A 21142-nucleotide genomic window follows, 5' to 3' on the forward strand; every position below is an offset into this window, starting at 1 on the left:
GCGAGCCGCCCCGGCATTCGTAACACGCGTGGGGCGGTCACTCCGGCAGACGCGCCCTGTGATCATCTGTGGCCGCGGCCGGACCCGGCAGCAGATGGGCCTGGTAGGGCGCGGTGCCACGGCGTCCTGGCAGCAGGGAGACGCTCCGGGAGCCGCCGTCGGCCGGGGGCGGCGTGCCGTTGCCTGCCGTGCCGTCCCCGGCTGTCAGGACGGCCGTCGGTACGCGGCGGGCGAGGGCGCGGAGGGCTTCGGGGGTGATGCTCGCGTCGTGCCCGGCGGTCTGGCGCGAGGCGCAGCCGGCGTAGTAGGCGATCGGCACGGCGTTCTCCCCGCTGACCACGCACGGCGAGCGCAGGCCCAGCCGGTTCAGCTGCCCGGCGACCGCGGCGAACTCCGTGCTCGTGCCCTGGCTGGTGCGGATCACATGGCTGAGCACGGAGAGCTGGACGGTCAGATGCGCGGCCAGCGCCAAGGTCAGCGCGACCGCGCCCACGGGGCGACGGGCTCGCCGTGCCCGGGCGAAGAGGTACGCCACGTATTCGGCGACCGGCACCGCGAGCAGGGCGTACGCGGGGAGCAGGAAGCGGGGGGCGGCGTATTCGACCAGGAACAGATACGGAAGGGCCATCGAGACCCCCGTCGCGGTCGCCAGCAGTGCAGCGGACCCCCGGCCCGCACGCCGGGCCGCCGCGATCCCGCCGGCCGTGAGGAAGGGCAGGGCCACCCACCACACCGAGGTGCCCGGGCTCTCCCAGCCGATGTCGCAGGGGCGGCACAGGGTCCGGCCCGCGAGGGCGCGCAGATGGTCGTCGACAGCGATGTTCCAGCCGAGCCCGCCCTGGATCTCGCCCGCTCGGTGCAGCCGGGCACCGAGACCCCCGTAGCGGGCGTACGCCTCGGCCACCCAGGGCGCGCAGCCAGCCACGAGCCCGCCGACGAGTGCGGCGCACAGACGTGGCGGACGGCGACCGGGCACCTGGGTGACGGCCAGGGCCAGCGGCAGTGCGAGCCAGAAGCCGTCGGCCGGCCGCATCAGAGCGACCAGCGCCACGGCCGCGCCGGCCCCGGCCGCCGCCGACGGCCCGGCGTCACCGCGTATGGCCGTCACCACCCAGCCGGTCGCGGCCAGGGCGCCCAGGGCGCACCACAGGTTGGGCATGGCCGCCGAGCCGTAGAAGAGGGTCGGCCACAACCCGGCGAACAGGGCGCCCGCGCCTGCGAGGACGGGCGCGGGCAGCACACTGCGCCACACCCGCAGGGCGAGGAAGAGAGCGGCGGCGGACAGCAGGGCGAGGTGGACCCGCAGTGCGGTGGTGGATGTCGTGAGCGCCGCCACGGGGGCCACCAGGTAGGAGATTCCACGGGCGCGGGGCGCGCTGAAGAATGCGGGAGGGGCGTTGCCGCCGGCCTGGCTGACGTAGACGGTCTCGTCCCACCCAAGACCTGACCCCGGTACGACGAAGGCCAGTTGGGCGGCGGCGAAGAGCACGGCTACCGCCGCCGGCCAGAACAGCGCTCCGGATGTCCACCGGCTCCCCCGGGCGGCCTCGGCACTCCGGACGGGGCGCGGGGCCGACTTCGGTGGCGACTTCAGTGGCGGGCACTCCTGCATGGCCGCTCCTCTCCTCAGCGGGGTGCCGCTGGGCGGAGGTGTGCGGCCTTGGTCAACGAGCCAGGGGGGCGGGGAGTCACCCGCGGGCCATGACCGGCGGCGTGGCCGGCTGTGACACGAGCGGGCGGGGCGTGCGGGAGCTGCCCTACGGATTCAGCTCCCGCACGCCCGTGCCATGGAGGTGGAGCGCCCACAGCAGCGCGCCGAGGGACGCGGTGTGCAGGGCCGCGCGGACCGTGTTCCAGGTGGTCCAGCGAGCCTCGAACGCCTCACGCGCGTCCCGGAGCCGGTCGGCGGCCGAGTCGAGCGGCACCTTGTCCAGGGTGTCGTTGAGCGGGACGTTCTGCGTCCCGGTGACGAGGAACGCCGCCAGGTAGAGCGCCAGCGCGGCGATGATCCACGGCAGAGCCCCCGGGCTGTGCCCCTTCGCGGCGAGGACGGCAGCCAGTACGAGCAGGGGCAGCGGCAGCAGGAAGGGGGTGAGGAACCAGCCGTTGATGATGGCCCGGTTGATGTGCTGCATGCTCTGGACGAAGGCCCGGTCGTCGCCACGGGACAGGCCCGGCATGACGGCGTACGAGAAGGCGCAGAACAGGCCGGCCATCAGTGCCGCTCCCAGGGCCGAGGCGAGGAGTGCCACGGTCTGCAGGGTTCTCATGTGTGCTCCGAATCCGGCGCTGCGGCCCGTCCGAGGAACAGGATGACGACCCGTCGGGGCCGGCGATCCGCAACAGGCTCTCGTCTGAGGGGACTTCACGCAACAGCTTTGCGGTGCCGCCCCAGCACCGACGCCCTCTCGCGCCGACGCCGTGTCCGCCGAAGACGGTGTCCATGTCTGTGACGCTGGGGATTGACCCATGCGTGAACGTCAAACGCTCCCACACAGACAAGGACCGACTCTTGAGCCCCGAGCCGCCGTTGCCGTTCCAGCTCCTGCCCGGCGCCGCCGCGTCGCCGGTGCTGCTGCACGTCCCGCACTCCTCCCGGGTCGTCCCGGAGCACGTGCGCGCCGGCATCGTGCTCGACGACGAGGCGCTCGAAACCGAACTCGACCACATCACCGACGCGCACACAGCTGCCCTGGCCGCCAGGGCGGCCGCGGCCTGTGCGGTGACCCCGTGGAGTTTCGTCAACGGGCTGTCACGGCTGGTCGTCGACCCCGAACGGTTCCCCGACGAGCGGGAGGAGATGCTCGCCGCCGGCATGGGCGCGGTCTACACCCGCACGACACACCGGAAGCCGCTCCGTCCCTCCGGCGCGGATCCGGGGCCGCTGCTGGACCGCTATTTCCACCCGTACGCCCGGGCGATGACCGAGGCCGTCGACGAGCGGCTCGCCGCCACCGGGCGCGCCGTCGTGATCGACGTCCACTCCTATCCGGCCACGGCGCTCCCGTACGAGCTGCACGGCACCGGCCCGCGCCCGCCCGTCTGTCTGGGCACCGACGGCCTCCACACTCCGCCCGGGCTGGCGGCCCGGGCGGAGGCGGCGTTCGCCGGATTCGGCGGCACGGGGCTGGACAGCCCGTTCGCCGGTACGTATGTGCCGCTGAAGCATTACGGAAAGGACCGGCGGGTCGGCGCACTGATGATCGAGATCCGGCGCGACCTGTACATGACCGAGCCGGGCGGCCCGGCAGGCCCGGGCCTCGACGCGCTCGCGTCGGCCTTGGCCACACTGGTCGAAGGACTCGGTGACGGGTGACCGGGGCCGCGACTACCTCGGCCGGGCGTACGGCCGGGTCATGATCTCCATGTTGTGGCCGTCCGGGTCCTTGAAGTAGGCACCACGGCCGCCGAAGAGACGGTTGATCAGGCCGGGTTCGGTGTGGTGGGGGTCGGCGTAGTAGGTCACGTCGAGCGCCTGGAGCCGGGCGATCATGGTGTCGAACTGTGCGTCGGGGACGAGGAAGGCGTAGTGCTGCGGCTGCACCGGCTCGCCCCGCTGCTCGTAGTAGTCGAGCGTCACGCCGTTCCCCAGGTCGACCGGCAGGAACGGTCCGAACGGGGCGCCGACCTCCAGGCCCAGGACCGTGGCGATGAACTCGGCCGAAAGGCCGCGGTCGGCGGCGAGCACGGCGTGGTGGTCCAGCTGGACGACGTCGACGCCCTGCTGGGTTCCGTGGGTGTCCTGCTGTGGTGTGTGAGGCATGTTCTGCTACGTCTCCATGTCGTGGATTCCGCTGGGAGGGCGCCATGGTGGGGCGCCGGGCGGGAGGATCACGACAGGGCGGCGGGGCTCGTGCCCGCCACGCGCTCACGCAGGAGCCGGGCTTCTCTCTCGAACATGGCCCAAGGCCGACCCGGCAGTCACGGCCTTGACCCTAACGGCTCGGGAATCCCGTCGCAACGGGGCCGCGACGGGGCCGGTACGGGCCCGTGTCAGAAGAAGACGCCGCACCTCAGCAGTACGTTCGCGTACGGTCTGGCCTCCCCTGTCCGTACCACCAGACGGGCGGACGCGGTGAGTGCCTTCAGACGGTCGTGGGGCACGTGCGTCAGGTCCGGGAGGCGGGCGGTCAGGAGGCGGGCGGCCTCCGGGTTGCCCTCCCGGATCTCCTCGGCCGCCGTCGCGCCCTCCACGACCAGCTCGTCCAGCAGGCCGTCCAGGACCTCGGCGAACGACGGGACGCCCGCGCGGAACGCCAGGTCGACCACGCGGGGTCCCGGTGGGATGGGCATGCCCACGTCGCAGATCAGGACGCCGTCGCCGTGGCCGAGTTCGGCGACCGCTCCCGCGAGATGGCGGTTCAGGATGCCTGACCTCTTCACAGCGCCCCCTTCACAGTGACCTCTTCACAGCGGCGACCTCTTCGCAGCGGCGACCTCTTCGCAGCGGCTCCTTCACACGACCCGTTCACAACGCGGAGACCTCTTCCGCGGTCGGGAAGGACGCCTGCGCGCCCTCCTTGGTGACGGCCGCGGCCCCGACCCGTACGGCGAACGCGGCTGCCTCGGCGAGGGCGTCGCCCAGGCCGAGCCGCCAGGCCAGGGCCGCGGTGAAGGCATCGCCCGCGCCCGTCGTGTCAACGGCGTCGACCCGGGGGCTCGGCACCCGTACGGGGTCTCCCCCACGGGTGTCGGAGACCAGCGCGCCCTCCGCGCCCAGGGTGATCACCACGGAGCGCGGGCCGAGGGCGGTGAGCCCCCGCGCCCAGGACTCCGGGGTGCTGCCCGCGCTCTCCCCGAGGATGTAGCGCGCCTCGTGCTCGTTGACCACCAGCGGGTCGCAGGCGGCCAGCACCTCGTCGGGCAGGGGCGCGGGCGGGGATGGGTTGAGGACCAGGCGCGAGCCGGGGCCGAGCGAGCGGGCCGTCTCCGCGACGGTGGCCTGCGGGATCTCCAGCTGTACGGAGACCACGGCGGCGGACGCGAGGAGGGGCCCCGCGGCCTTGATGTCCTCGGGGGTGAGGCGGGCGTTGGCGCCCGGGGAGACGACGATGCTGTTGTCGCCCGAGGGGTCGACGGTGATGAGCGCGACCCCGGTGGGCGCCCCTCCGACGAGCACGCCGCCGGTGTCGACGCCCGCCTCCTGCTGCGAGGCACGCAGCAGCCGCCCGTGGGCGTCGTCGCCGACCCGCGCCAGGAGGGCCGTACGGGCACCGAGGCGGGCGGCGGCGACCGCCTGGTTGGCGCCCTTGCCGCCGGGGTGGACGACGAGGTCCGAGCCGAGCACCGTCTCCCCGGGGCCGGGGCGGCGGTCGACGCCGACGACGAGGTCGGCGTTGGCCGAGCCGACGACCAGCAGGTCGTGCCGGAAGGGCGAGGAGGGCCCGGGGGCATCGGTTCCGTGCATCTGAGCGGTACCTTCCGTGATCAGGAGAAGTCGGCGACGTTCTGCCGGGTGACGACCTTGACGGGCACCTTCACCATGCCGTCGATCTTCTTGCCGTCGGCCGCCTTGATGGCGTTCTGCACGGCGATCTTCCCCAGCTCGCCGGGCTGCTGGGCGACCGACGCGTACAAAGTGCCCGCCTCCACCGCCGTCAGACCGTCGGGGGTCCCGTCGAAGCCGACGACCGGCACGGACTTACCGGCCTTGCTGCCCAGTGCCTTGACCGCGCCGAGTGCCATCTCGTCGTTCTCGGCGAAGACACCGGTGATGCCGGGGTGCGACTGGAGGAGGTTGGTCATGACGTCCAGGCCCTTGGTGCGGTCGAAGTCGGCCGGCTGGGTCGCCACGATCTTGATGTCCGGGTACGCCTTGATGCCGGCGGCGAAGCCCGCACCGCGCTCACGGCTGGCGGAGGTCCCCGCGGTGCCCTGGAGGACGATGATGCTGCCCTTGCCGCCGAGCCGGTCCGCGAGAGTCTTCGCTGCGAGCTTGCCGCCCGCCACGTTGTCGGAGGCGACGAGCGTCTCGGTCTCTGCCTTGTTGACGTCCCGGTCCGCGGCGACGACGGGGATACCGGCCTTGTTGGCACCACGGACGCCGGGGCCGATCGCGTCGGAGTCCACCGGGTTGACGATGACGGAGTCCACTCCTGAACTGGTGAAGTTCTCCAGCTGGTTGGCCTGTTGCGAGGCGTCGTCCTGGGCGTCGGTGACGGTGAGGTCGATCCCGGCCGCCTTCGCCTCCTTCTGTGCGCCCTCCTTCATCTGGACGAAGAAGGGGTTGTTCAGGGTGGAGAGCGACATGCCCACCTTGGTGGCGGTGCCGGAGGAGCCGGACTTGAAGAAGGTCACGGCGGCGATGACGGCCGCCAGACAGATCACCGCGATGCCGACCTGTATCGCTCCCTCTCGGCCCTTCCCCGGTGCTCCCGGCGCGGCGGAGGCGCCACCGGCGGACGCACCGCCCGATCCCGCCTTGCGGCGCAGCGTGTCCAGCAGCACCGCGAGGGCGATGACGACGCCGATGACGACCTGCTGCCAGAAGGCGGACACCGACAGGAGGTTGAGGCCGTTGCGCAGCACGGCGAGGATCAGTGCGCCGATCAGGGTGCCTGACGCCTTGCCGACGCCGCCGGCGAGGCTGGCGCCGCCGATCACGACGGCGGCGATGGCGTCGAGTTCGTACCCCTGTGCGGCCTGCGGCTGTGCGGAGACCAGACGGGAGGCGAGGACGATGCCGGCGACCGCGGCGAAGAGGCCGGACAGGGCGTAGATGGCGAGCTTCTGCTTCTTGACGCGCAGCCCGGACAGCCGGGCGGCCTCCTCGTTGCCGCCGATGGCGTACATGGAGCGGCCGATGTAGGTACGGGCCAGGACGAGGGCCGCTATCAGGCCCATCGCGATCATGACGAGCACGGGGACGGGCAGCCAGCCGCCGAGGGTGTCACCGAGTACGGAGATGGAGTCGGGGAAGGCGATCGGCTTGCCCTGGGAGATGACCAGGGCAAGGCCCCTGGCCACCGACAGCATGGCCAGCGTCGCGATGAACGAGGGCAGCTTGCCGTACGCGACGAGGGCGCCGCTGACGAATCCGCAGGCGATGCCGGTGGCCACGGCGATGATGACGGCCAGCCAGACGGGAACGCCCGCGGACGTCGCCGACCAGGCGAGGACGGTCGCCGAGAGCGCGGCGACGGAGCCGACGGACAGGTCGATGCCGGCCGAGACGATGACGAAGGTGACACCGAACGCGAGGATCGCGGTCACGGCGGCCTGGACACCGACGTTCAGCAGGTTCTGAGTGGTGAGGAAGTCGCCGGAGAGCAGCGACATCGCCACCAGGAGGACGACGAGTGCGCTGAGGGCGCCGTTGTCGAGCAGGAGGCGGCGGAGGGTGTGTCCGGCGCCGCCCGCGCCCGCCTTGCTCGGATGCGTGTCAGTGGCCACGGGGGCCCTCCTCTGCCTTCTCGGTGGGTGTGGTGCTGGGTGGGGCACTGACGGCGAGTGCCATCACGGCGTCCTGGGTGGCTTCCTCGGCGGGGAGTTCACCGGCGATGCGGCCCTGGGCCATGACCAGGACCCGGTCGCTCATGCCGAGGACCTCGGGCAGGTCGCTGGAGATCATCAGGACGGCGTGCCCGGAGGCCGTCAGCTCGTTGATGAGCTGGTAGATCTCGACCTTGGCGCCGACGTCGATCCCGCGTGTCGGCTCGTCGAGGATCAGCACCCGGGTGTCGGCCAGGAGCCACTTGCCGATGACGACCTTCTGCTGGTTGCCGCCGGACAGGGTGCGCACCTGCTGGCCGAGGCCCGCCATCCGTACGCCGAGCTGTTCGGCGATACGGGCGGCGGCGGTGCGCTGCGCCTTGACGTCGACGAGTCCTGAACGGGTCGCCGAGCGGAGGGTGACCAGACCGAGGTTCTCCTGGACGGAGGCGTCGAGCACGAGTCCCTGGCCCTTGCGGTCCTCGGGGACGAGCCCGATCCCGGCGCCCATGGCGGCGGTCACGTCGTGCTTGCCCAGCCGCTCGCCGCGTACCGCGACGGTGCCTGCGTCGTAGGGGTCGGCGCCGAAGACCGCGCGGGCGACCTCGGTGCGGCCCGCTCCGACGAGTCCGGCGAGGCCGACGACCTCGCCGGCCCTCACCTCGAAGCTGATGTCGTGGAACACCCCGTCGCGGGTGAGTCCGCTGACGGAGAGCAACGCCGCTCCCGCATCGGGGCGTTCACGCGGGTACTGCTGGTCGATGCTGCGTCCCACCATGAACTGGACGAGTTCCGCCTCGGGTGTCGACGCGGGCACCTGGTCGACGCTGCGGCCGTCGCGCAGGACGGTGACCCGGTCGCCGAGGGCCGCGATCTCGTCGAGGTGGTGGGTGATGAAGACGACGCCGACACCGTCGGCGCGCAACTGCCGCACGATCCCGAAGAGCTTGTCGACCTCGTCGGAGGTGAGGACCGCTGTCGGCTCGTCCATGATGAGGACGCGTGCCTCCAGGCTGAGCGCCTTCGCGATCTCGACCATCTGCAGCCGGGCGATGCCCAGTTCGCGGACTCTGGCCCGCGCCGAGATGTGCAGGCCGACCCGGCGCAGCAACACTTCGGCGTCGGCCTCCATGCGACGGCGGTCGATCATGCCGAAACGGCGGGGCTGGCGGCCCAGGAAGATGTTCTCGGCGACCGTCAGATCGGGTACCAGGTTGAACTCCTGGTAGATCGTGGCGATCCCCAGCTTCTCCGCGTCCTGCGCGCCGTGGATGCGCACCTCCTGGCCGCCGGCGAAGATCCGCCCGGCGTCCGGGCGGTAGGCGCCGGAGAGCATCTTGATGAGAGTGCTCTTGCCCGCGCCGTTCTCACCGAGCAGGACGTGCACTTCTCCACTGCGGAGGTCGAAGTCGACACTGTCCAGGGCGATCACGCCGGGGAAGGTCTTGCGTACGCCTTCGACGCGCAGCAACTCGACTTGTTCGCTCACTCGTTGCTCCCGGGGGTGAGGGTGCGCTCGCCGCAGGAGCTGCGTACGACGAGGCGGGCGGGCAGGGTGACGGACTGCGGGGGGCGACCCTCGACGATGTCGACCAGTGCGCGCACGGCGGCTCGGCCGAGGTCACCCGTCGGCTGGGCGATCGCGGTGATCGGCGGGCCGGTGTGGACGAACCACGGGATGTCGTCGAAGGCCGCGATCCCGATGTCCTCGGGGACGCGCAGGCCACGTGCGCGGATGGCGTCCAGGGCGCCGAGTGCCATGAGGTTGTCGGCGGCGAACACGATCTCGGGAGGCTCGGGCAGGGACAGGAAGCGTTCGGTGGCGCGCCGGCCGCTGTCGGCCTGGAAGTCGCCCTGCCCGATGTACGCGTCGGGCAGCGCGAGCCCGTGGACCCGCATCGCTTCCCGGAAGGCCTCGACGCGTTCGTTTCCTGTGGTGGTGGCGGCCGGCCCGGCGATGATGGCGAGCCTGCGGTGGCCGAGAGCGTGGAGATGGGCGACCAGATCCTGGATGGCCCGGTGGCCGTCCGCGCGCACGACGGGGATGTCGACGCCGGGGATCCAGCGGTCGACGAAGACCATCGGGGTGCCGGTGCGTGCGACGTCCAGCAACAGCGGGGACTCACCGTCGGCGGGCGAGACCAGGAGCCCGTCGATCCTGCGGTCGAGCAGCGTACGCACGTGGTGGTCCTGCTGTTCGGGCCGCTCGTCGGCGTTGCCGATGATCACGCTGTAGCCGAGACCGCGCGCCTCCTCCTCCACGGAGCGGGCCAGCGCGGTGAAGTACGGGTTGAGTACGTCGCTGACGACGAGGCCGAGGGTGCGGGTCTGGTCGGTGCGCAGCGAGCGGGCCACGGCGTTGGGCCGGTAGCCGAGGGCGTCCACAGCGGCGAGCACACGCCTGCGGGCGTCCGGGCTGACGGAGGGGTGGCTGTTGAGGACGCGGGAGACCGTGGCGACAGAGACTCCTGCCTGGGCCGCGACATCCTTGATGCTCGCCATTTCCCGGGACCACCTCCTTGTGGTTTCCGTGTGCCTCGAAACCGACCGGCCGAGACCGTGGAATCGATTACATGGCTGATTGGAATCGATTACACGACTGAAAACAAGCCCCTCGGCGGGGTCCGAGACAGGATCGTGATCCGGACTGCCGGCCGGGCACTCGCGCGCCCGCCGGATTCCTCAGACCGCGTCGCCGAGGAGAGCCTCCAGCGCGTGCCGGAAACCGGGGGTGTCCATGTCCTGGCCGACGGCCAGGCGCTGCGAATAGCCGGTGAGCAGGGCGAGCAGGGCGCCGGCCACGCCCAAGTGGTCGGCCGTGTCGGGCAGTCCACGGCTGCGGCGGTCCTGGCCGATGAGGTCGGCGACCTTCGCCTGGTCATCGGCGAGCCGCACCCGGATCCGGGCGGCGAGGCCGGGTGAGACCGCCGCCTCGGCCCACACCTGCGTCATCAGCCGGCCGTGACTGCCGTGGCGGGCGCGGATCCGGTCGAGCAGCTCGCCCGGGTCACGGAGGGCCGCGAGGTCGACAAGGTCTTCGACGGCGCTCTCGCATACGGCTGCGACCAGGTCGTTCTTGCTGGGGAAGTAGCTGTAGACGGCCCCGGTGGAGAGTCCACTGGCGGCGACGATCTCGCCGGTGGAGGTCTGGGCGAAGCCCTTGGCTGCGAACACTTCGCGAGCGGCGGCCAGGATCTGCCGGCGCCTGGCATCGCGGTGCTCCTGGGTGACCTTGGGCATAAAAAGAACGACCTCTCGTTTTTATTGTAGGCTAGGGCCCAGCCTACCGGCCGCCCGTTCCGTGCGGGCGGCCCGAGCAAGGAGCTGATTCCCATGACATCCACCAGCATGGTGCCCGGACCCGCCGACGAGTTCTCCGGCGTCCGGGTCCTGGTCACCGGCGGCACGAAAGGGATCGGGGCGGCCGTCGCGGTCCGGTTCGCCGAGGCGGGGGCCGACGTCGTCGTCGCCGCCCGCACTCCGGTCGAGGAGCCGGCGGCCGGCAGGTTCGTCTCCGCCGACGTCGCCACCGCCGACGGGGCGGCGCGCCTGGCCGATGAGGCGACGCGACTGCTCGGCGGGATCGACGTCCTCGTCAACAACGCGGGCAGCCAGACGTACCTCCCCGGCGGGGCGCTCGAAGCGGCCGACGACGACTGGTACCGGGACCTCGACACGAATCTGATGTCCGCGGTACGCCTCGACCGGGCCCTGCTGCCGGGGATGATCGCGCAGAACCGTGGGGCCATCATCCACATCACCTCGGGTCAGGCGCGCCTGCCCGGGGCTGCGTCCCTCCCGTACGCGGCGGCGAAGGCCGCGACGACCGTCTACAGCAAGGGTCTGGCCAACGAGGTCGGAAAGCACGGGATCAGGGTGAACACCGTCGTCCCCGGTCTCATCGAGACCTCGGCCGTCACCCGGCGTCTGGACCGGATGGCCGCCGACGGCGGCGGGGACACCGAGACGGCCCGGCGGCAGCTGATCGACCGGGTCGGCATCCCGCTCGGACACCCCGGCCGGCCCGCCGATGTCGCCGAGGTCGTCGCGTTCCTCGCCTCCGACCGCGCGGCGTTCCTCACGGGCAGCCAGTACGTCGTCGACGGCGGCTCCCTTCCCACGGTCTGACTCGCCGACCAGCGCCCCGCTCCGCCCCTCCCCGTCAGACGGTCCCGGGATCTTCGGACTCCCCCCCGAAGACACTCTCGCCGACCAGGAACTCGACCAGGGGCTGCGGGCCGTGGCAGCACCCGTGCACGACCGATCGGGCGCCGTGATCGCCGCGGCCGACATCGCCGCGAGCGCGGGCATGCGCAGCCTCGACGAACTGCGTGCCATGGTGCCCCGGCTGCGGGAGTGCGCCACCGGCATCGAGAGCGACCCGCACCGGGTCGCCGGCCCCTGACCGTCCACCGGCCGGCACCCGGCCGGCACGCGTCAAGGCGAGGAACCGCCGCGCAGGCCGCCCGGGGTGGGCGGGCCGGTCCGCCCAGGATCCCTCGGAACACAGAAATGACCGGTGAGCATCAACGCTCGACCGGTCATTCCTTCGTGAGTGTCCGAGGGGGGACTTGAACCCCCACGCCCGATAAAGGGCACTAGCACCTCAAGCTAGCGCGTCTGCCATTCCGCCACCCGGACAAGGTGTCTGTCGTCCCGGGGTGTTCCCCGTGGCGACAAAGAAAACAATACCAGGGGTTCGAGGTGCCTCTCACCTGCGTTTCCGGTGGTCAGTTGCTCAGGCCCGTGCACTCCACCGCTTCCGTGGAGCGCACGGGCCGGAACGAGCCACGGGTTACAGATAGCCGTCCCAGATGAACCTGGCCCTGCTGTCGGTGCCGGGCGCATCGTCGTCGAGGTGACCGGTGATCTCGTACCAGACGTTCCCCGCGGAGTTGATGCACTCGTAGTACTTGTGGACCGTCTTACCCGCAGCGATGTAGCCGGTGACGGTGGAACTTCCGGAGGCGCCCGTGTGGACGGGAGTGCGGGCGTTCGTCACTCCGGCCCTCCCATCCCCCTTGCAGGTGAGAGTCCCCTGCGTGACCGTCCCACCGGCGGGTGCAGCCGTGGCCGACGGGGCTGCGGTGAGGGCGGCCGAGGCGATCAGGACAGGAAGGGCGATCGCCGACCACACCTTGGTCCTCTTCAAGAGGGGTCCTCCTTGACTCCGTGAATCGATGTGCTGGTGTACGGCGCGCCTCTGGACTGGACGTCAGTGACGCGCACGAGGATCTTACGAGCGTCCACCGGCCGGTCGACGGTGCATTGCGGATCCTTTAACTGTCAGTCCCCGCAGCGGCTCTCGCGGAGCGAGTGCAGGTGCTCGCTGGACTTGCGGGCGAAGGCGAGCGAGTCGACCGGGCTGTCGTGCTCGACCTGCCAGTGGTGGTAGGTACGGCCGCGGTGGGTCCGCGCGGTGACGCGGCTCAGGAAGTTCTTGTAGTCGATGTCCCCGTCGCCGACGTCCGTCATGTCGTAGCCGTCGCGGGCGCTGTCGTTGCGGGTGCCGTCCTTGATGTGGAAGAGCGGGTAGCGGTCGGGCTGCTTGAGTACGTAGTCGATGGGGTTGAAGGGCGCGGGGGTGCCGTCCACCCGCTTGCCGAAGCGGAACTGGCCGCAGAACGCCCAGTAGATGTCCATCTCCAGATAGACCAGGTCGGGGTCGGTCTCGGCGAGGAGGACGTCGTAGAGGCGCACCTTGGGCTTGTCGGTGGCGAAGGAGAACTCCTCCGCGTGGTTGTGCTGGTAGAACTTCATGCCGCGCTCGCGGGCGGCGGCGCCGTAGGTGTTGAAGTCCTCGGCCGCGCGCTTCCAGCCGTCGACCGTGTCGCCGTAGCGGAAGGGCCCCGAGGCGGTGCCGATGTGCTTGAGGCCGAGGGCCTCGGCGTCGTCGAGTACCTGGGTGAGGTTCTGGGCGAAGGAGTAGGCGCCGGGGTCGTTGTCGTCGTAGTAGTTGACGTGGCTGCCTATGGGGTGGAGCCCGTGGTCCTGCGCCAGCCGCCTGAGCTGGGCGAGGGTGATGTCGCCGCCCGCGCCCTGGGTGTATCCGGCGAACTCGATCTCGTCGTAGCCGTACTTCTCCAGTTCGGCGAAGACGGGCGCGAAACCGACGGACGCGACCTTGTCGCGGAGGCTGTAGAGCTGGACGCCGAGGCGGCCGGGGGGCAGGACCGGGCGGCCCTTGCCGTGGCCGTGCCCCTTTCCATGGTCCTGTCCGTGGCCGGCGCCCGGACTCGACGCCTGGGCGGCGGCGCCGCTGAGGAGGGTCGCCGCCGTGACTCCGGCGGCGACGCCCAGGACGTTGCGGCGGCTCAGTCTGCGCGCGAGTTCGAGGTCCTTCGGGGTGCGGCTCATGATCACAAATCTCCCTGTGAACGTGCGGGCGGGACGGATTGTCAGTGCAGTCCGGCAAGCTTGAGGAGCAAGGACTTCACTTCGGTGGCCTGGACTCGGCCGGTGAACGCGTGGGGGGTGGAGCAGAGGATGAGCGGGCCTTCGTCGTCGCTCTCGGGAAGGCGGCCGTGGCTGCCGCGAATAGGTGTGGGATCCAGTGGGACGACCGCCATGCGGTAGCGCATCCCGAGCTTCTTGCGGGCGACCGCCGACGCGGCCTTGACCCGGACATAGGGGTCCTGGGGGTCCATGAAGAGCTCCACCGGGTCGTAGCCCGGTTTGCGGTGGATCTCGACGAGCTGCGCGAAGTCGGGCGCGCGGTCGTCGTCGAGCCAGTAGTAGTACGTGAACCAGGCGTCCTTCTCCGCGACGGCGACGAGCTCACCGGAGCGTGGATGGTCCAGGTGGTGCGCCTTCTTGCCCTCGTCGTCGAGGAGTTCGGCGATGCCGGGGAGGTCGGCGAGTGCCTCCCGGGTCGCGTCGAGGTCCTCGGGGCGGCGGACGTAGACGTGCGCGAGCTGGTGGTCGGCGACCGCGAAGGCGCGGGAGGCCATGGTGTCGAGGTACTCCATGCCGTCCTGGGTGTGGACCTCCAGGAGTCCGGCCCGGCGCAGGGCCCGGTTGATGTCCACGTGCCGGTCGACGCGGGTGATGCCGTACTCCGACAGGGCGACGACGGTGCGGCCTTCGGCCCTGGCGTCGTCGAGCAGGGGCGCCACGGCTCGGTCGAGGTCGGCCGCCGCCCGGTGGGAGCGGGGGTCGTCGGGGCCGTAGCGCTGGAGGTCGTAGTCGAGATGCGGGAGGTAGCAGAGCGCCAGGTCGGGGCCCCGGGTGTGGAGGATGTGCCGGGTGGCGTCGATGATCCACTGTGAGGAGACGAGGTCGGCTCCTGGACCCCAGAAGTGGAAGAGGGGGAAGGTGCCGAGCTTCTCGGTCAGCTCGTCGTGCAGCCCGGGGGGCCTGGTGTAACAGTCGGGTTCCTTGCGGCCGTCGGCGTAGTACACGGGGCGTGGGGTGACGGTCCAGTCGGTGTCGGCGCCCATCGCGTACCACCAGCAGATGTTGGCGACGGTGTAGCCGGGGTGGGCGCGCCGGGCGGCGTCCCAGAGCTTGTCGCCCGCGACGAGCCCGTTGTGCTGGCGCCACAGAAGGACGTCGCCGAGCTCGCGGAAGTACCAGCCGTTGGCGACGATGCCGTGTTCGGAGGGGGTGGTGCCGGTGAGGAAGGTGGACTGGGCGGCGCAGGTGACGGCGGGCAGGACGGTGCTGAGAGGAGCTTGTGCGCCGGTGCCGGCCAGGGCCCGCAGATGGGGCATGTGCCGCAGCAGCTGGGGGGTGAGGCCGACGACGTCGAGGACGAGGAGCGGGGTGGAGCGCTCGCCGGTGGCGGGGGTGGTCATGGGAGCTCCTTGAGTCCGAGGTCGACGAGGAGGTCGCGGGCCAGGGTGAGTTCGGCGGCGATGCCGTCGGCGAGCTGGGGGCGGGTGCGCGGCCGCAGTGCGGCGGGGAGCGCCTGCCAGGTGTACGTCTCGACTTCGAGGTGCCGGGTGAGGGGCACGGGTCCGCCGACGAGCCTGTTCAGCACGGACTGGAGTACGGGCAGTGTGGAGGTGAGAGGGGGCGCGGGAGGCGCGTGCAGGGGGACGTGGAAGTGGGAGCGCCAGGGTGTGCCGTCGGGGAGCACTCCGCCGGACACCGCCTCGTCGAGGTCGTCGGTCCCGCGCAGGCCGGCCGTGGTGAGGGTGCGTGTCTGGTGCAGGAAGCGGGGTTCGGCGAAGGCGCCGAGGGCGGCGCGTACCTCGGGCAGGTGCGGGTGTTCGGCGTGCAGCGCCGCGGAGAGCTGGGCCTTGGCGACGCGGATGCCGGCCGTGCTGAGGGCGTCGAGCGCGGTGTCCGGGTCCTCGAAGGAGGTGGCGAGGTGGCAGGTGTCGACGCAGACGCCGATGCGGTCGTGGCCCACGGCGGTGAGGGGTCCGATGGCGTCGGCGGTGGTCTCCACGGTGCAGCCCGGTTCGGGTTCGAGGCCGATCCTGATGGACTTCTCGGTGAGTTCGGCGAGGGCGTCGAGCCGCTGCCCGAGCGTGACGAGTGCCTTGCGCGCGGTGTCCGCCGCCGTGGGGTCGCCCGTGTACGGGGTGCGCCAGGCGATCGGCAGGGTGGAGACGGTGCCTTCGGCGACGTCGTCGGGGAGCAGGGCGGCGAGCAGCCTGGCCAGGTCGGTGGTGTGGGCGAGGCGCTCGGGGTCGGTCCAGTCCGGGGTGTAGACGCGGTACTTGACCTCCTGGGCCCCGAAGCCCTCGTAGGGGAAGCCGTTGAGGGTGACCACTTCGAGGCCACGGCGTTCCAGCTCGCCGCGCAGCGAGCGCAGTGCGGCGGGGTCGTTGATCAGGGCGCGGGCGGCGTCCCTGGCGAGCCAGAGCCCGATGCCGAGGCGGTCACGGCCGAGCCGTCTGCGTACGGGCTCGCAGTGGTCGCGCAGCTGGGCGCGGACCCCTTCGAGTGTTTCGGCGGGGTGCACGTTGGTGCAGTAGGCGAGGTGGACGGTGGACCCGTCGGGGTGGCGGAAGCGCATGGTTCACTCCCCGCCGCGGAGGATGGAGTTGCCCTCGTGGAGCGGGCCCGGGGTGGCGGTGTCGAGCTGGAGCCGGCCGCTCTGCCCGTAGAAGGCGACGGGGTTGCGCCAGAGGACCTTGTCGACGTCGTCCTCGTCGAATCCGGCCTTCAGCATGGTGTCGGCGACCTCGCGGGTCTTCAGCGGGTCGCTCTTCCCCCAGTCGGCGGCCGAGTTGACGAGGACCCGGTCGGTGCCGTGGTTCCGCAGGACCGTGATCATGCGGTCCGGGTCCATCTTGGTGTCCGGGTAGATGGAGAAGCCTGCCCAGCAGCCGCTGTCGAGGGCGTCCTTCACGGTCGTCTCGTTGAGGTGGTCGAGCAGGACCAGCTCGGGGGCGAGGGCCGATTCACGGACGACGTCGATGGTGCGGTGCAGACCGGCGAGCTTGTCGCGGTGCGGGGTGTGGACGAGCGCGGGAAGGCCGTGGTCGGCGGCGAGTTGCAGCTGGGCGGCGAGGGCGGTGTCCTCGGCGGGGGTCATCGAGTCGTAGCCGATCTCACCGACGGCGACGACGGAGTCCTTGACGAGATAGCGGGGCAGGGCGTCCAGGACCGGGGTGCAGCGGGGGTCGTTGGCCTCCTTGGGGTTGAGGGCGAGCGTGCAGTGGTGGGCGATGCCGTACTGCGAGGCGCGGAAGGGTTCCCAGCCGAGGAGGGCGTCGAAGTAGTCGAGGAAGCTTGCCGGCGAGGTGCGGGGCTGGCCGAGCCAGAAGGAGGGTTCGACGAGGGCGCGGACCCCGGCGTCGTACATCGCCTGGTAGTCGTCCGTGGTGCGGGAGGTCATGTGGATGTGGGGGTCGAAGATCCTCATGAGGTTTCCTCCGTCGGTGTGGGGGCGGGAGCCGGGGCCGTGAGGTCGAGGACGGTCCGCAGACCGGCGGGGACCGGGCGTCCCGCCGCGGTGCGTTCGGCTGCGAAGTCGGTGAGCATGCGGGCGAGTTCGCTGTCGCCGCCGGCCCGCTCGCCGAGCCGGTCGAGGGCGTCGACGGGGACCTCGGTGAAGAGGCACTTGAGGACGGCGTGCCGCCAGCCGTGCGCGTCGAGGTGGGCCGCGCCGTAGGGGCCGACGGCTGCGGCGACCAGCCGGGTGTCGTTGGTGCGCAGGGCGTCCTCGACGAGCGGGAGTGCGGTGGCGCCGAGGCCCAGCCGGTGCAGGGTGAGCAGGACGGCGCGGCGTTCGGCTGCGGTGCCCTGCTCGTAGAGCCTGGTCACCGCGGGCAGCCCCGCGCGGGCTTCGACGAGCAGCAGGGCGCGCACGGAGTCGGCGTTCTCCGGCCCGCAGTGTCTTCCCGCCGATGCGAAGCGCAGCTCCCAGGGCGGATCGCCGCTGTCCGCGTCCTGGTGCGCCGCGGCGTGCGCGGCTTCGGCGAGCGCTTCGTCGAGCCAGGCTCTGGCCGCTCCCCCGAGCCGGTGGTCGAGTTCCTCACGGCTGATCAGCACGGTGCGGCTCCGTCCGTCGTGCCGGCGGCGGCTCGGCGCAGGAAGTCGATCGAGCTGCGGGCGAGTTCGGGGCCCGCGTGGGAGTGGCGTGGCAGTTCGACGACGGTGAGGCCGGTGTAGCCGGTGGCGGCGAGCGCGTCGAGCACCGGGGGGAAGTCGATCTCGCCGTCACCGAACGGCAGGTGTTCATGGACGCCGCGTCGCATGTCCTCGATCTGGACGTGGCGCAGCCAGGGGCCGGCTTCCTTGACGCAGTCGACGGGTGCGGCGGGCTCCAGGCACTGGCAGTGGCCTATGTCGAGGGTGAGTCCGAGCGGGCCGGGGTCGCCGAGGAGGGCGCGCAGGTGGTGGAAGTCGGCGAGCGTGGCGAGGAGGTGGCCGGGTTCCGGTTCGATGGCGAGCGGGACGCCCGCGCTGCCGGCGGCGTCCAGTACGGGTGTCAGGGCGTCGGTCAGCCGCTGCCATGCGGTGTCCGTGGTGGTGCCCGGTGGGGTGACACCGCTGAAGCAGTGCACGGCGTGGGCGCCGAGCCCGGCTGCCACGTCGACGGCACGGACGAGCAGTGCGGTGCGGGCCGCGCGGGCGTCGGGGTCGGGGTCCAGGAGGGAAGGGCCGTGCTTGCGCCGGGCGTCGAGGACGTAGCGCGCGCCGGTCTCGACGGTGACACCGAGGCCCAGCCCGGCGAGTCTGCGGGCCACGCGGCTGGTGCGGCCGGCGAGGTCCGGCGCGAGGGGGTCGAGGTGCATGTGGTCGAGGGTGAGGCCGACCCCGTCGTAGCCGAGGTCGGCGAGGAGGCCGAGGGCGTCGTCGAGCCGGAGGTCGGTCAGTCCGTTGGTGCCGTAGCCGAGTCGGAGGGTCACGTGGGGCTCACCTTCCGGGCGAGTGCGCGGGCGAGTGGGACGAGCCCCATGACCGCGAGCCCCCCGATGGGTGCCCCTGCCCTGGCCGCGAGGGCGGCCTGCAGCGGGATCATCGCCCGGATGCCACCGCCGACAGCGCGTTGGGTGAGGGGCGGGGACGGGTTGAGACCGGCGTGGAGGAGGGGGACTGCGGAGGTACGGAGGTAGGCGCCGACGAAGGCGGGGAGCAGGAGCCGTTCGGCGGTCGCTGGGCGCCCGGTCGGCTCCCCCTGCGTGAGCCGGCCGCGCACGACGACGGCCCCGAGCCCGGCGACACCGGCCAGCGCCGCGAGCGGCACGACGGTGGACCCGCCGTGCGCCTCGTGGCGGGAGACGGAGGTGACGGCGTAGGTGTGCGCACCGAGGAGAAGGGCGGCGGGAAGCGCGGCGAGGGGTGCCGGAGAGCCGGCCGGCGCCCTGGGGACGCCCTGGGCAGCGGCCGAGGCCGGCCGGGCGCTCGGGGCCCCGGCAGGCCAGGTGCCCTTGGCCGAGCCCGGGCCCGTGGCAGGCCCCGTGGCCGGGACCCTGCCAGGCCGGGGGGTCCCGGGTGTCCCGGGCGTTGTCCCCGGCCCCGCCCCCGCGTCGGCGGTCGCGCCCAGGAGGAGGTCCAGGGTTCGGGCCGTGGCCATCGCGGCCGGGCCCAGTTTCGTGTGCTTGAGGTGCAGGTCGTAGGCCCAGACCGTGGCCGCGAGGCCGGAGGCCACGGCCAGCGCGGGGCGGCCCGCGCGGCTCGCCAGGGCCAGACCCGCCGCCGTCAGGGCACCCGCCGCTGTGAGGGCGGCGCCCGGCGTGACACGGCCCGAGGGGATCGGGCGGTGCGGGCGGTCGACGGCGTCCTCCTCCCGGTCCGCCCAGTCGTTCAGGGCCATGCCCGCCTCGTAGAGGCACAGCGAGGCGCCGACCGCGAGTACCGTGCCCCGGTCGGGGCGCCGGCCGGCGGCGGCCGCCCCGGCGAGCGCGTCACCGGGCACGGTGAACAGCGCCGACACACGCAGCAGTTCGGCCCAGGCCCCGAGGCGTGCGCGAGTGGCGGGCCTGCCCGGTGCGGGCGCAGTCCCACCCGCGCCGGACAGGCTGTTCAGGGGTGCCGCGGGCCGGGCACCGAGCAACCGCGGGGACGCGGTCACCGCCGCGAGCAGCCGCAGCGGCCTCACCGGGCGACCCGCAGGCGCTCGGCGAAGGCCAGCAGTTCGGCGTACTGCTCGGACAGCCCGGCCGGGCCGCCGTCCGGGTCCTTGAAATAGAAGCCGAGTTCGGGCCGTGGCCCGGTCAGGCCCGCCTCGTGGGAGCGTGCGAGCAGCCGGGCCAGGTCCAGGACCAGCGGTGCGGCGAGGGCGGAGTCGCAGCCCTGCCAGATCGTCTGGAGGATCATCCGCGAGCCGAGGAAGCCGTCGAAGGCGATGTGGTCCCACGCGGTCTTCCAGTCCCCCATCGCCGGTACGTCGTCGATGTGGACCTCGCCCTCAGGGGCGGACCCGAGTGTGTCGGCGAGCACGCGTTCCTTGCCCGCGTTCTTCGCGGCGGCCGCGGCCGGGTCGGCCAGCGCCGCCCCGTCCCCGCCGCCGAGCAGGTTCGTGCCCGACCATGCCCGCACCGGCAGTGCGCGTTGGACGAACATGGGCGCGAGCACGGAGCGGAGCAGCGTCTGGCCGGTCTTGCCGTCGCGTCCGGCGTGGGGAAGTCCGCAGGAGGTGACGGTCTCCTGGAGGTGGGGGCTGCGCAGCCCCGTGGACGGGGTGAAGTTGGCGTACGGGCAGCCGGCGCGCAGCGCGGCCGCCGCGTAGAGGGAGCTGGCGGGCAGCCGGAAGTCGCCCTCTGCGGGGGCGGGTTCGGTCGAGGCGACGTTGACGACGACCGTACGGGCCAGTTCGTGGCGGTCCGCGAAGTCCCGGATGTCGGCGGCGAAGCCCGCGATGAGCTCCTCGTCGGTGCGGGTGTCGCCAGGGAACGGTCCGCCGGGGCGTATCTCCGCGTCGGCGGCGGTGAGTTCGGCCTCGACGGCCGAGGGGAGCCCGTGCGGGAGCACTCCTGCGGCGGCGAGGGCCTCGGCCCGCTTGGGCAGGGGACAGTCGAGGGTGTCGTGGCCGCCGAAGACCAGGCCGGTCAGCGGTGGCAGTCCGGTGCCGGTGAAGGGCGCGGTCTCGGTGACCATGCCGGTCGGTGGGTGGAGGCCGGCCGCGATGGCCGCGCACCCCGCGGTGGCGGTGGTCGCGACGGAGCCGCGTGCTCCGATGAACCAGACTCCGGTACGAACGGCATGTGCGGTCACGGGCTGCCTCCCTGGGGGCGCTAGAGGGGTGGTGGACGGTGGGCGGGGAGGCATCACGCTTCCCCGCCCACCACCGGTGCAGGAGGTCGCCGTC

Annotated in this window: 21 protein-coding genes and 1 tRNA gene; 3 read left to right on the plus strand and 19 right to left on the minus strand. The window is 72.1% G+C overall.

Annotated elements, in window-relative coordinates; all coding sequences use genetic code 11:
* Positions 1-37: 37 nt before the first annotated feature.
* Both AB0C75_RS14605 and AB0C75_RS14610 read right to left on the minus strand, forming a co-directional pair.
* Positions 38-1612 (minus strand): hypothetical protein, encoded by a 1575-nt coding sequence (locus AB0C75_RS14605; protein WP_362890583.1) that lies wholly within the window; start codon positions 1610-1612, stop codon positions 38-40.
* A gap of 145 nt (positions 1613-1757) precedes the next feature.
* Positions 1758-2270: a DUF1772 domain-containing protein gene (locus AB0C75_RS14610; RefSeq protein ID WP_362890585.1), complete on the minus strand. Its 513-nt coding sequence runs from the start codon at positions 2268-2270 to the stop codon at positions 1758-1760.
* A 242-nt stretch (positions 2271-2512) separates the two neighbouring features.
* On the opposite strand from AB0C75_RS14610, the gene AB0C75_RS14615 reads away from it, so the two are divergent.
* The gene (locus tag AB0C75_RS14615) at positions 2513-3316 is read left to right on the plus strand and encodes an N-formylglutamate amidohydrolase (RefSeq protein ID WP_362890587.1); all 804 of its coding nucleotides are present in this window, start codon (positions 2513-2515) and stop codon (positions 3314-3316) included.
* A gap of 12 nt (positions 3317-3328) precedes the next feature.
* On the opposite strand, the gene AB0C75_RS14620 is transcribed toward AB0C75_RS14615, so the two are convergent.
* From AB0C75_RS14620 to AB0C75_RS14650, 7 genes are all read right to left on the minus strand, one after another.
* On the minus strand, positions 3329-3763 hold the full coding sequence (locus tag AB0C75_RS14620; protein ID WP_362890589.1) for a VOC family protein: 435 nt from the start codon (positions 3761-3763) through the stop codon (positions 3329-3331).
* A gap of 230 nt (positions 3764-3993) precedes the next feature.
* Complete coding sequence (rbsD, locus tag AB0C75_RS14625) at positions 3994-4383, minus strand: D-ribose pyranase (protein ID WP_362890591.1); 390 nt, start codon at positions 4381-4383, stop codon at positions 3994-3996.
* Positions 4384-4468: 85 nt separating this feature from the next.
* Entirely contained in the window at positions 4469-5407 is a 939-nt protein-coding gene (locus tag AB0C75_RS14630) for a ribokinase (RefSeq protein WP_362890593.1), read from the minus strand.
* Between the two features lie 20 nt (positions 5408-5427).
* Positions 5428-7392 (minus strand): substrate-binding domain-containing protein, encoded by a 1965-nt coding sequence (locus AB0C75_RS14635; protein ID WP_362890595.1) that lies wholly within the window; start codon positions 7390-7392, stop codon positions 5428-5430.
* The gene (locus AB0C75_RS14640) at positions 7382-8920 is read right to left on the minus strand and encodes a sugar ABC transporter ATP-binding protein (protein WP_362890597.1); all 1539 of its coding nucleotides are present in this window, start codon (positions 8918-8920) and stop codon (positions 7382-7384) included. The genes AB0C75_RS14635 and AB0C75_RS14640 overlap by 11 nt, the downstream gene beginning before the upstream one ends.
* On the minus strand, positions 8917-9933 hold the full coding sequence (locus tag AB0C75_RS14645; protein WP_362890599.1) for a LacI family DNA-binding transcriptional regulator: 1017 nt from the start codon (positions 9931-9933) through the stop codon (positions 8917-8919). Before AB0C75_RS14645 ends, AB0C75_RS14640 begins: the two co-directional genes overlap by 4 nt.
* Before the next feature lie 180 nt (positions 9934-10113).
* Complete coding sequence (locus AB0C75_RS14650; protein ID WP_362890602.1) at positions 10114-10671, minus strand: TetR/AcrR family transcriptional regulator; 558 nt, start codon at positions 10669-10671, stop codon at positions 10114-10116.
* 93 nt (positions 10672-10764) lie between these two features.
* Here AB0C75_RS14650 and AB0C75_RS14655 point away from each other — a divergent pair, with 93 nt between their 5' ends.
* Both AB0C75_RS14655 and AB0C75_RS14660 read left to right on the plus strand, forming a co-directional pair.
* Complete coding sequence (locus tag AB0C75_RS14655) at positions 10765-11559, plus strand: SDR family oxidoreductase (RefSeq protein ID WP_362890604.1); 795 nt, start codon at positions 10765-10767, stop codon at positions 11557-11559.
* Complete coding sequence (locus AB0C75_RS14660) at positions 11462-11836, plus strand: IclR family transcriptional regulator C-terminal domain-containing protein (protein WP_362890606.1); 375 nt, start codon at positions 11462-11464, stop codon at positions 11834-11836. The genes AB0C75_RS14655 and AB0C75_RS14660 overlap by 98 nt, the downstream gene beginning before the upstream one ends.
* Before the next feature lie 151 nt (positions 11837-11987).
* Here the strand turns inward: AB0C75_RS14660 and AB0C75_RS14665 are convergent.
* The 10 genes from AB0C75_RS14665 to AB0C75_RS14710 form a co-directional block, all read right to left on the minus strand.
* Positions 11988-12072 (minus strand) — tRNA-Leu (locus AB0C75_RS14665).
* A 154-nt stretch (positions 12073-12226) separates the two neighbouring features.
* Positions 12227-12583, minus strand: a complete 357-nt coding sequence (locus AB0C75_RS14670) for an SH3 domain-containing protein (RefSeq protein WP_362890607.1) — start codon at positions 12581-12583, stop codon at positions 12227-12229.
* 134 nt (positions 12584-12717) lie between these two features.
* Complete coding sequence (locus tag AB0C75_RS14675) at positions 12718-13788, minus strand: sugar phosphate isomerase/epimerase (protein WP_362890609.1); 1071 nt, start codon at positions 13786-13788, stop codon at positions 12718-12720.
* A gap of 41 nt (positions 13789-13829) precedes the next feature.
* Positions 13830-15227, minus strand: a complete 1398-nt coding sequence (locus AB0C75_RS14680; RefSeq protein WP_362890611.1) for a nucleotide pyrophosphatase/phosphodiesterase family protein — start codon at positions 15225-15227, stop codon at positions 13830-13832.
* Positions 15224-16399 carry a metabolite traffic protein EboE gene (eboE, locus tag AB0C75_RS14685; protein ID WP_362890613.1) on the minus strand — a complete coding sequence of 392 codons (1176 nt, stop codon included), beginning with the start codon at positions 16397-16399 and terminating at the stop codon, positions 15224-15226. The genes AB0C75_RS14680 and eboE overlap by 4 nt, the downstream gene beginning before the upstream one ends.
* A gap of 3 nt (positions 16400-16402) precedes the next feature.
* Positions 16403-17251 (minus strand): TatD family hydrolase, encoded by an 849-nt coding sequence (locus AB0C75_RS14690; RefSeq protein ID WP_362890615.1) that lies wholly within the window; start codon positions 17249-17251, stop codon positions 16403-16405.
* Complete coding sequence (locus AB0C75_RS14695; protein WP_362890617.1) at positions 17248-17880, minus strand: EboA domain-containing protein; 633 nt, start codon at positions 17878-17880, stop codon at positions 17248-17250. Before AB0C75_RS14695 ends, AB0C75_RS14690 begins: the two co-directional genes overlap by 4 nt.
* The gene (locus AB0C75_RS14700; RefSeq protein WP_362890619.1) at positions 17874-18740 is read right to left on the minus strand and encodes a sugar phosphate isomerase/epimerase family protein; all 867 of its coding nucleotides are present in this window, start codon (positions 18738-18740) and stop codon (positions 17874-17876) included. The genes AB0C75_RS14695 and AB0C75_RS14700 overlap by 7 nt, the downstream gene beginning before the upstream one ends.
* Positions 18737-19933: an SCO3242 family prenyltransferase gene (locus AB0C75_RS14705; protein ID WP_362890622.1), complete on the minus strand. Its 1197-nt coding sequence runs from the start codon at positions 19931-19933 to the stop codon at positions 18737-18739. The genes AB0C75_RS14700 and AB0C75_RS14705 overlap by 4 nt, the downstream gene beginning before the upstream one ends.
* On the minus strand, positions 19930-21048 hold the full coding sequence (locus AB0C75_RS14710; RefSeq protein ID WP_362890624.1) for an inositol-3-phosphate synthase: 1119 nt from the start codon (positions 21046-21048) through the stop codon (positions 19930-19932). The genes AB0C75_RS14705 and AB0C75_RS14710 overlap by 4 nt, the downstream gene beginning before the upstream one ends.
* Positions 21049-21142 lie beyond the last annotated feature (94 nt).

Source organism: Streptomyces sp. NPDC048565 (assembly GCF_040650935.1).
In the GTDB taxonomy this organism is placed as follows: Bacteria; Actinomycetota; Actinomycetes; order Streptomycetales; family Streptomycetaceae; genus Streptomyces.

Excerpts from the sequence above, each read along its gene's own strand:
- AB0C75_RS14605 (WP_362890583.1), bottom strand. The coding sequence starts at position 1,612 with ATGCAGGAGTGCCCGCCACTGAAGTCGCCACCGAAGTCGGCCCCGCGC.
- AB0C75_RS14610 (WP_362890585.1), bottom strand. The coding sequence starts at position 2,270 with ATGAGAACCCTGCAGACCGTGGCACTCCTCGCCTCGGCCCTGGGAGCG.
- AB0C75_RS14620 (WP_362890589.1), bottom strand. The coding sequence starts at position 3,763 with ATGCCTCACACACCACAGCAGGACACCCACGGAACCCAGCAGGGCGTC.
- AB0C75_RS14630 (WP_362890593.1), bottom strand. The coding sequence starts at position 5,407 with ATGCACGGAACCGATGCCCCCGGGCCCTCCTCGCCCTTCCGGCACGAC.
- AB0C75_RS14645 (WP_362890599.1), bottom strand. The coding sequence starts at position 9,933 with ATGGCGAGCATCAAGGATGTCGCGGCCCAGGCAGGAGTCTCTGTCGCC.
- AB0C75_RS14650 (WP_362890602.1), bottom strand. The coding sequence starts at position 10,671 with ATGCCCAAGGTCACCCAGGAGCACCGCGATGCCAGGCGCCGGCAGATC.
- AB0C75_RS14655 (WP_362890604.1), top strand. The coding sequence starts at position 10,765 with ATGACATCCACCAGCATGGTGCCCGGACCCGCCGACGAGTTCTCCGGC.
- AB0C75_RS14660 (WP_362890606.1), top strand. The coding sequence starts at position 11,462 with ATGTCGCCGAGGTCGTCGCGTTCCTCGCCTCCGACCGCGCGGCGTTCC.
- AB0C75_RS14675 (WP_362890609.1), bottom strand. The coding sequence starts at position 13,788 with ATGAGCCGCACCCCGAAGGACCTCGAACTCGCGCGCAGACTGAGCCGC.
- AB0C75_RS14680 (WP_362890611.1), bottom strand. The coding sequence starts at position 15,227 with ATGACCACCCCCGCCACCGGCGAGCGCTCCACCCCGCTCCTCGTCCTC.
- eboE (WP_362890613.1), bottom strand. The coding sequence starts at position 16,399 with ATGCGCTTCCGCCACCCCGACGGGTCCACCGTCCACCTCGCCTACTGC.
- AB0C75_RS14690 (WP_362890615.1), bottom strand. The coding sequence starts at position 17,251 with ATGAGGATCTTCGACCCCCACATCCACATGACCTCCCGCACCACGGAC.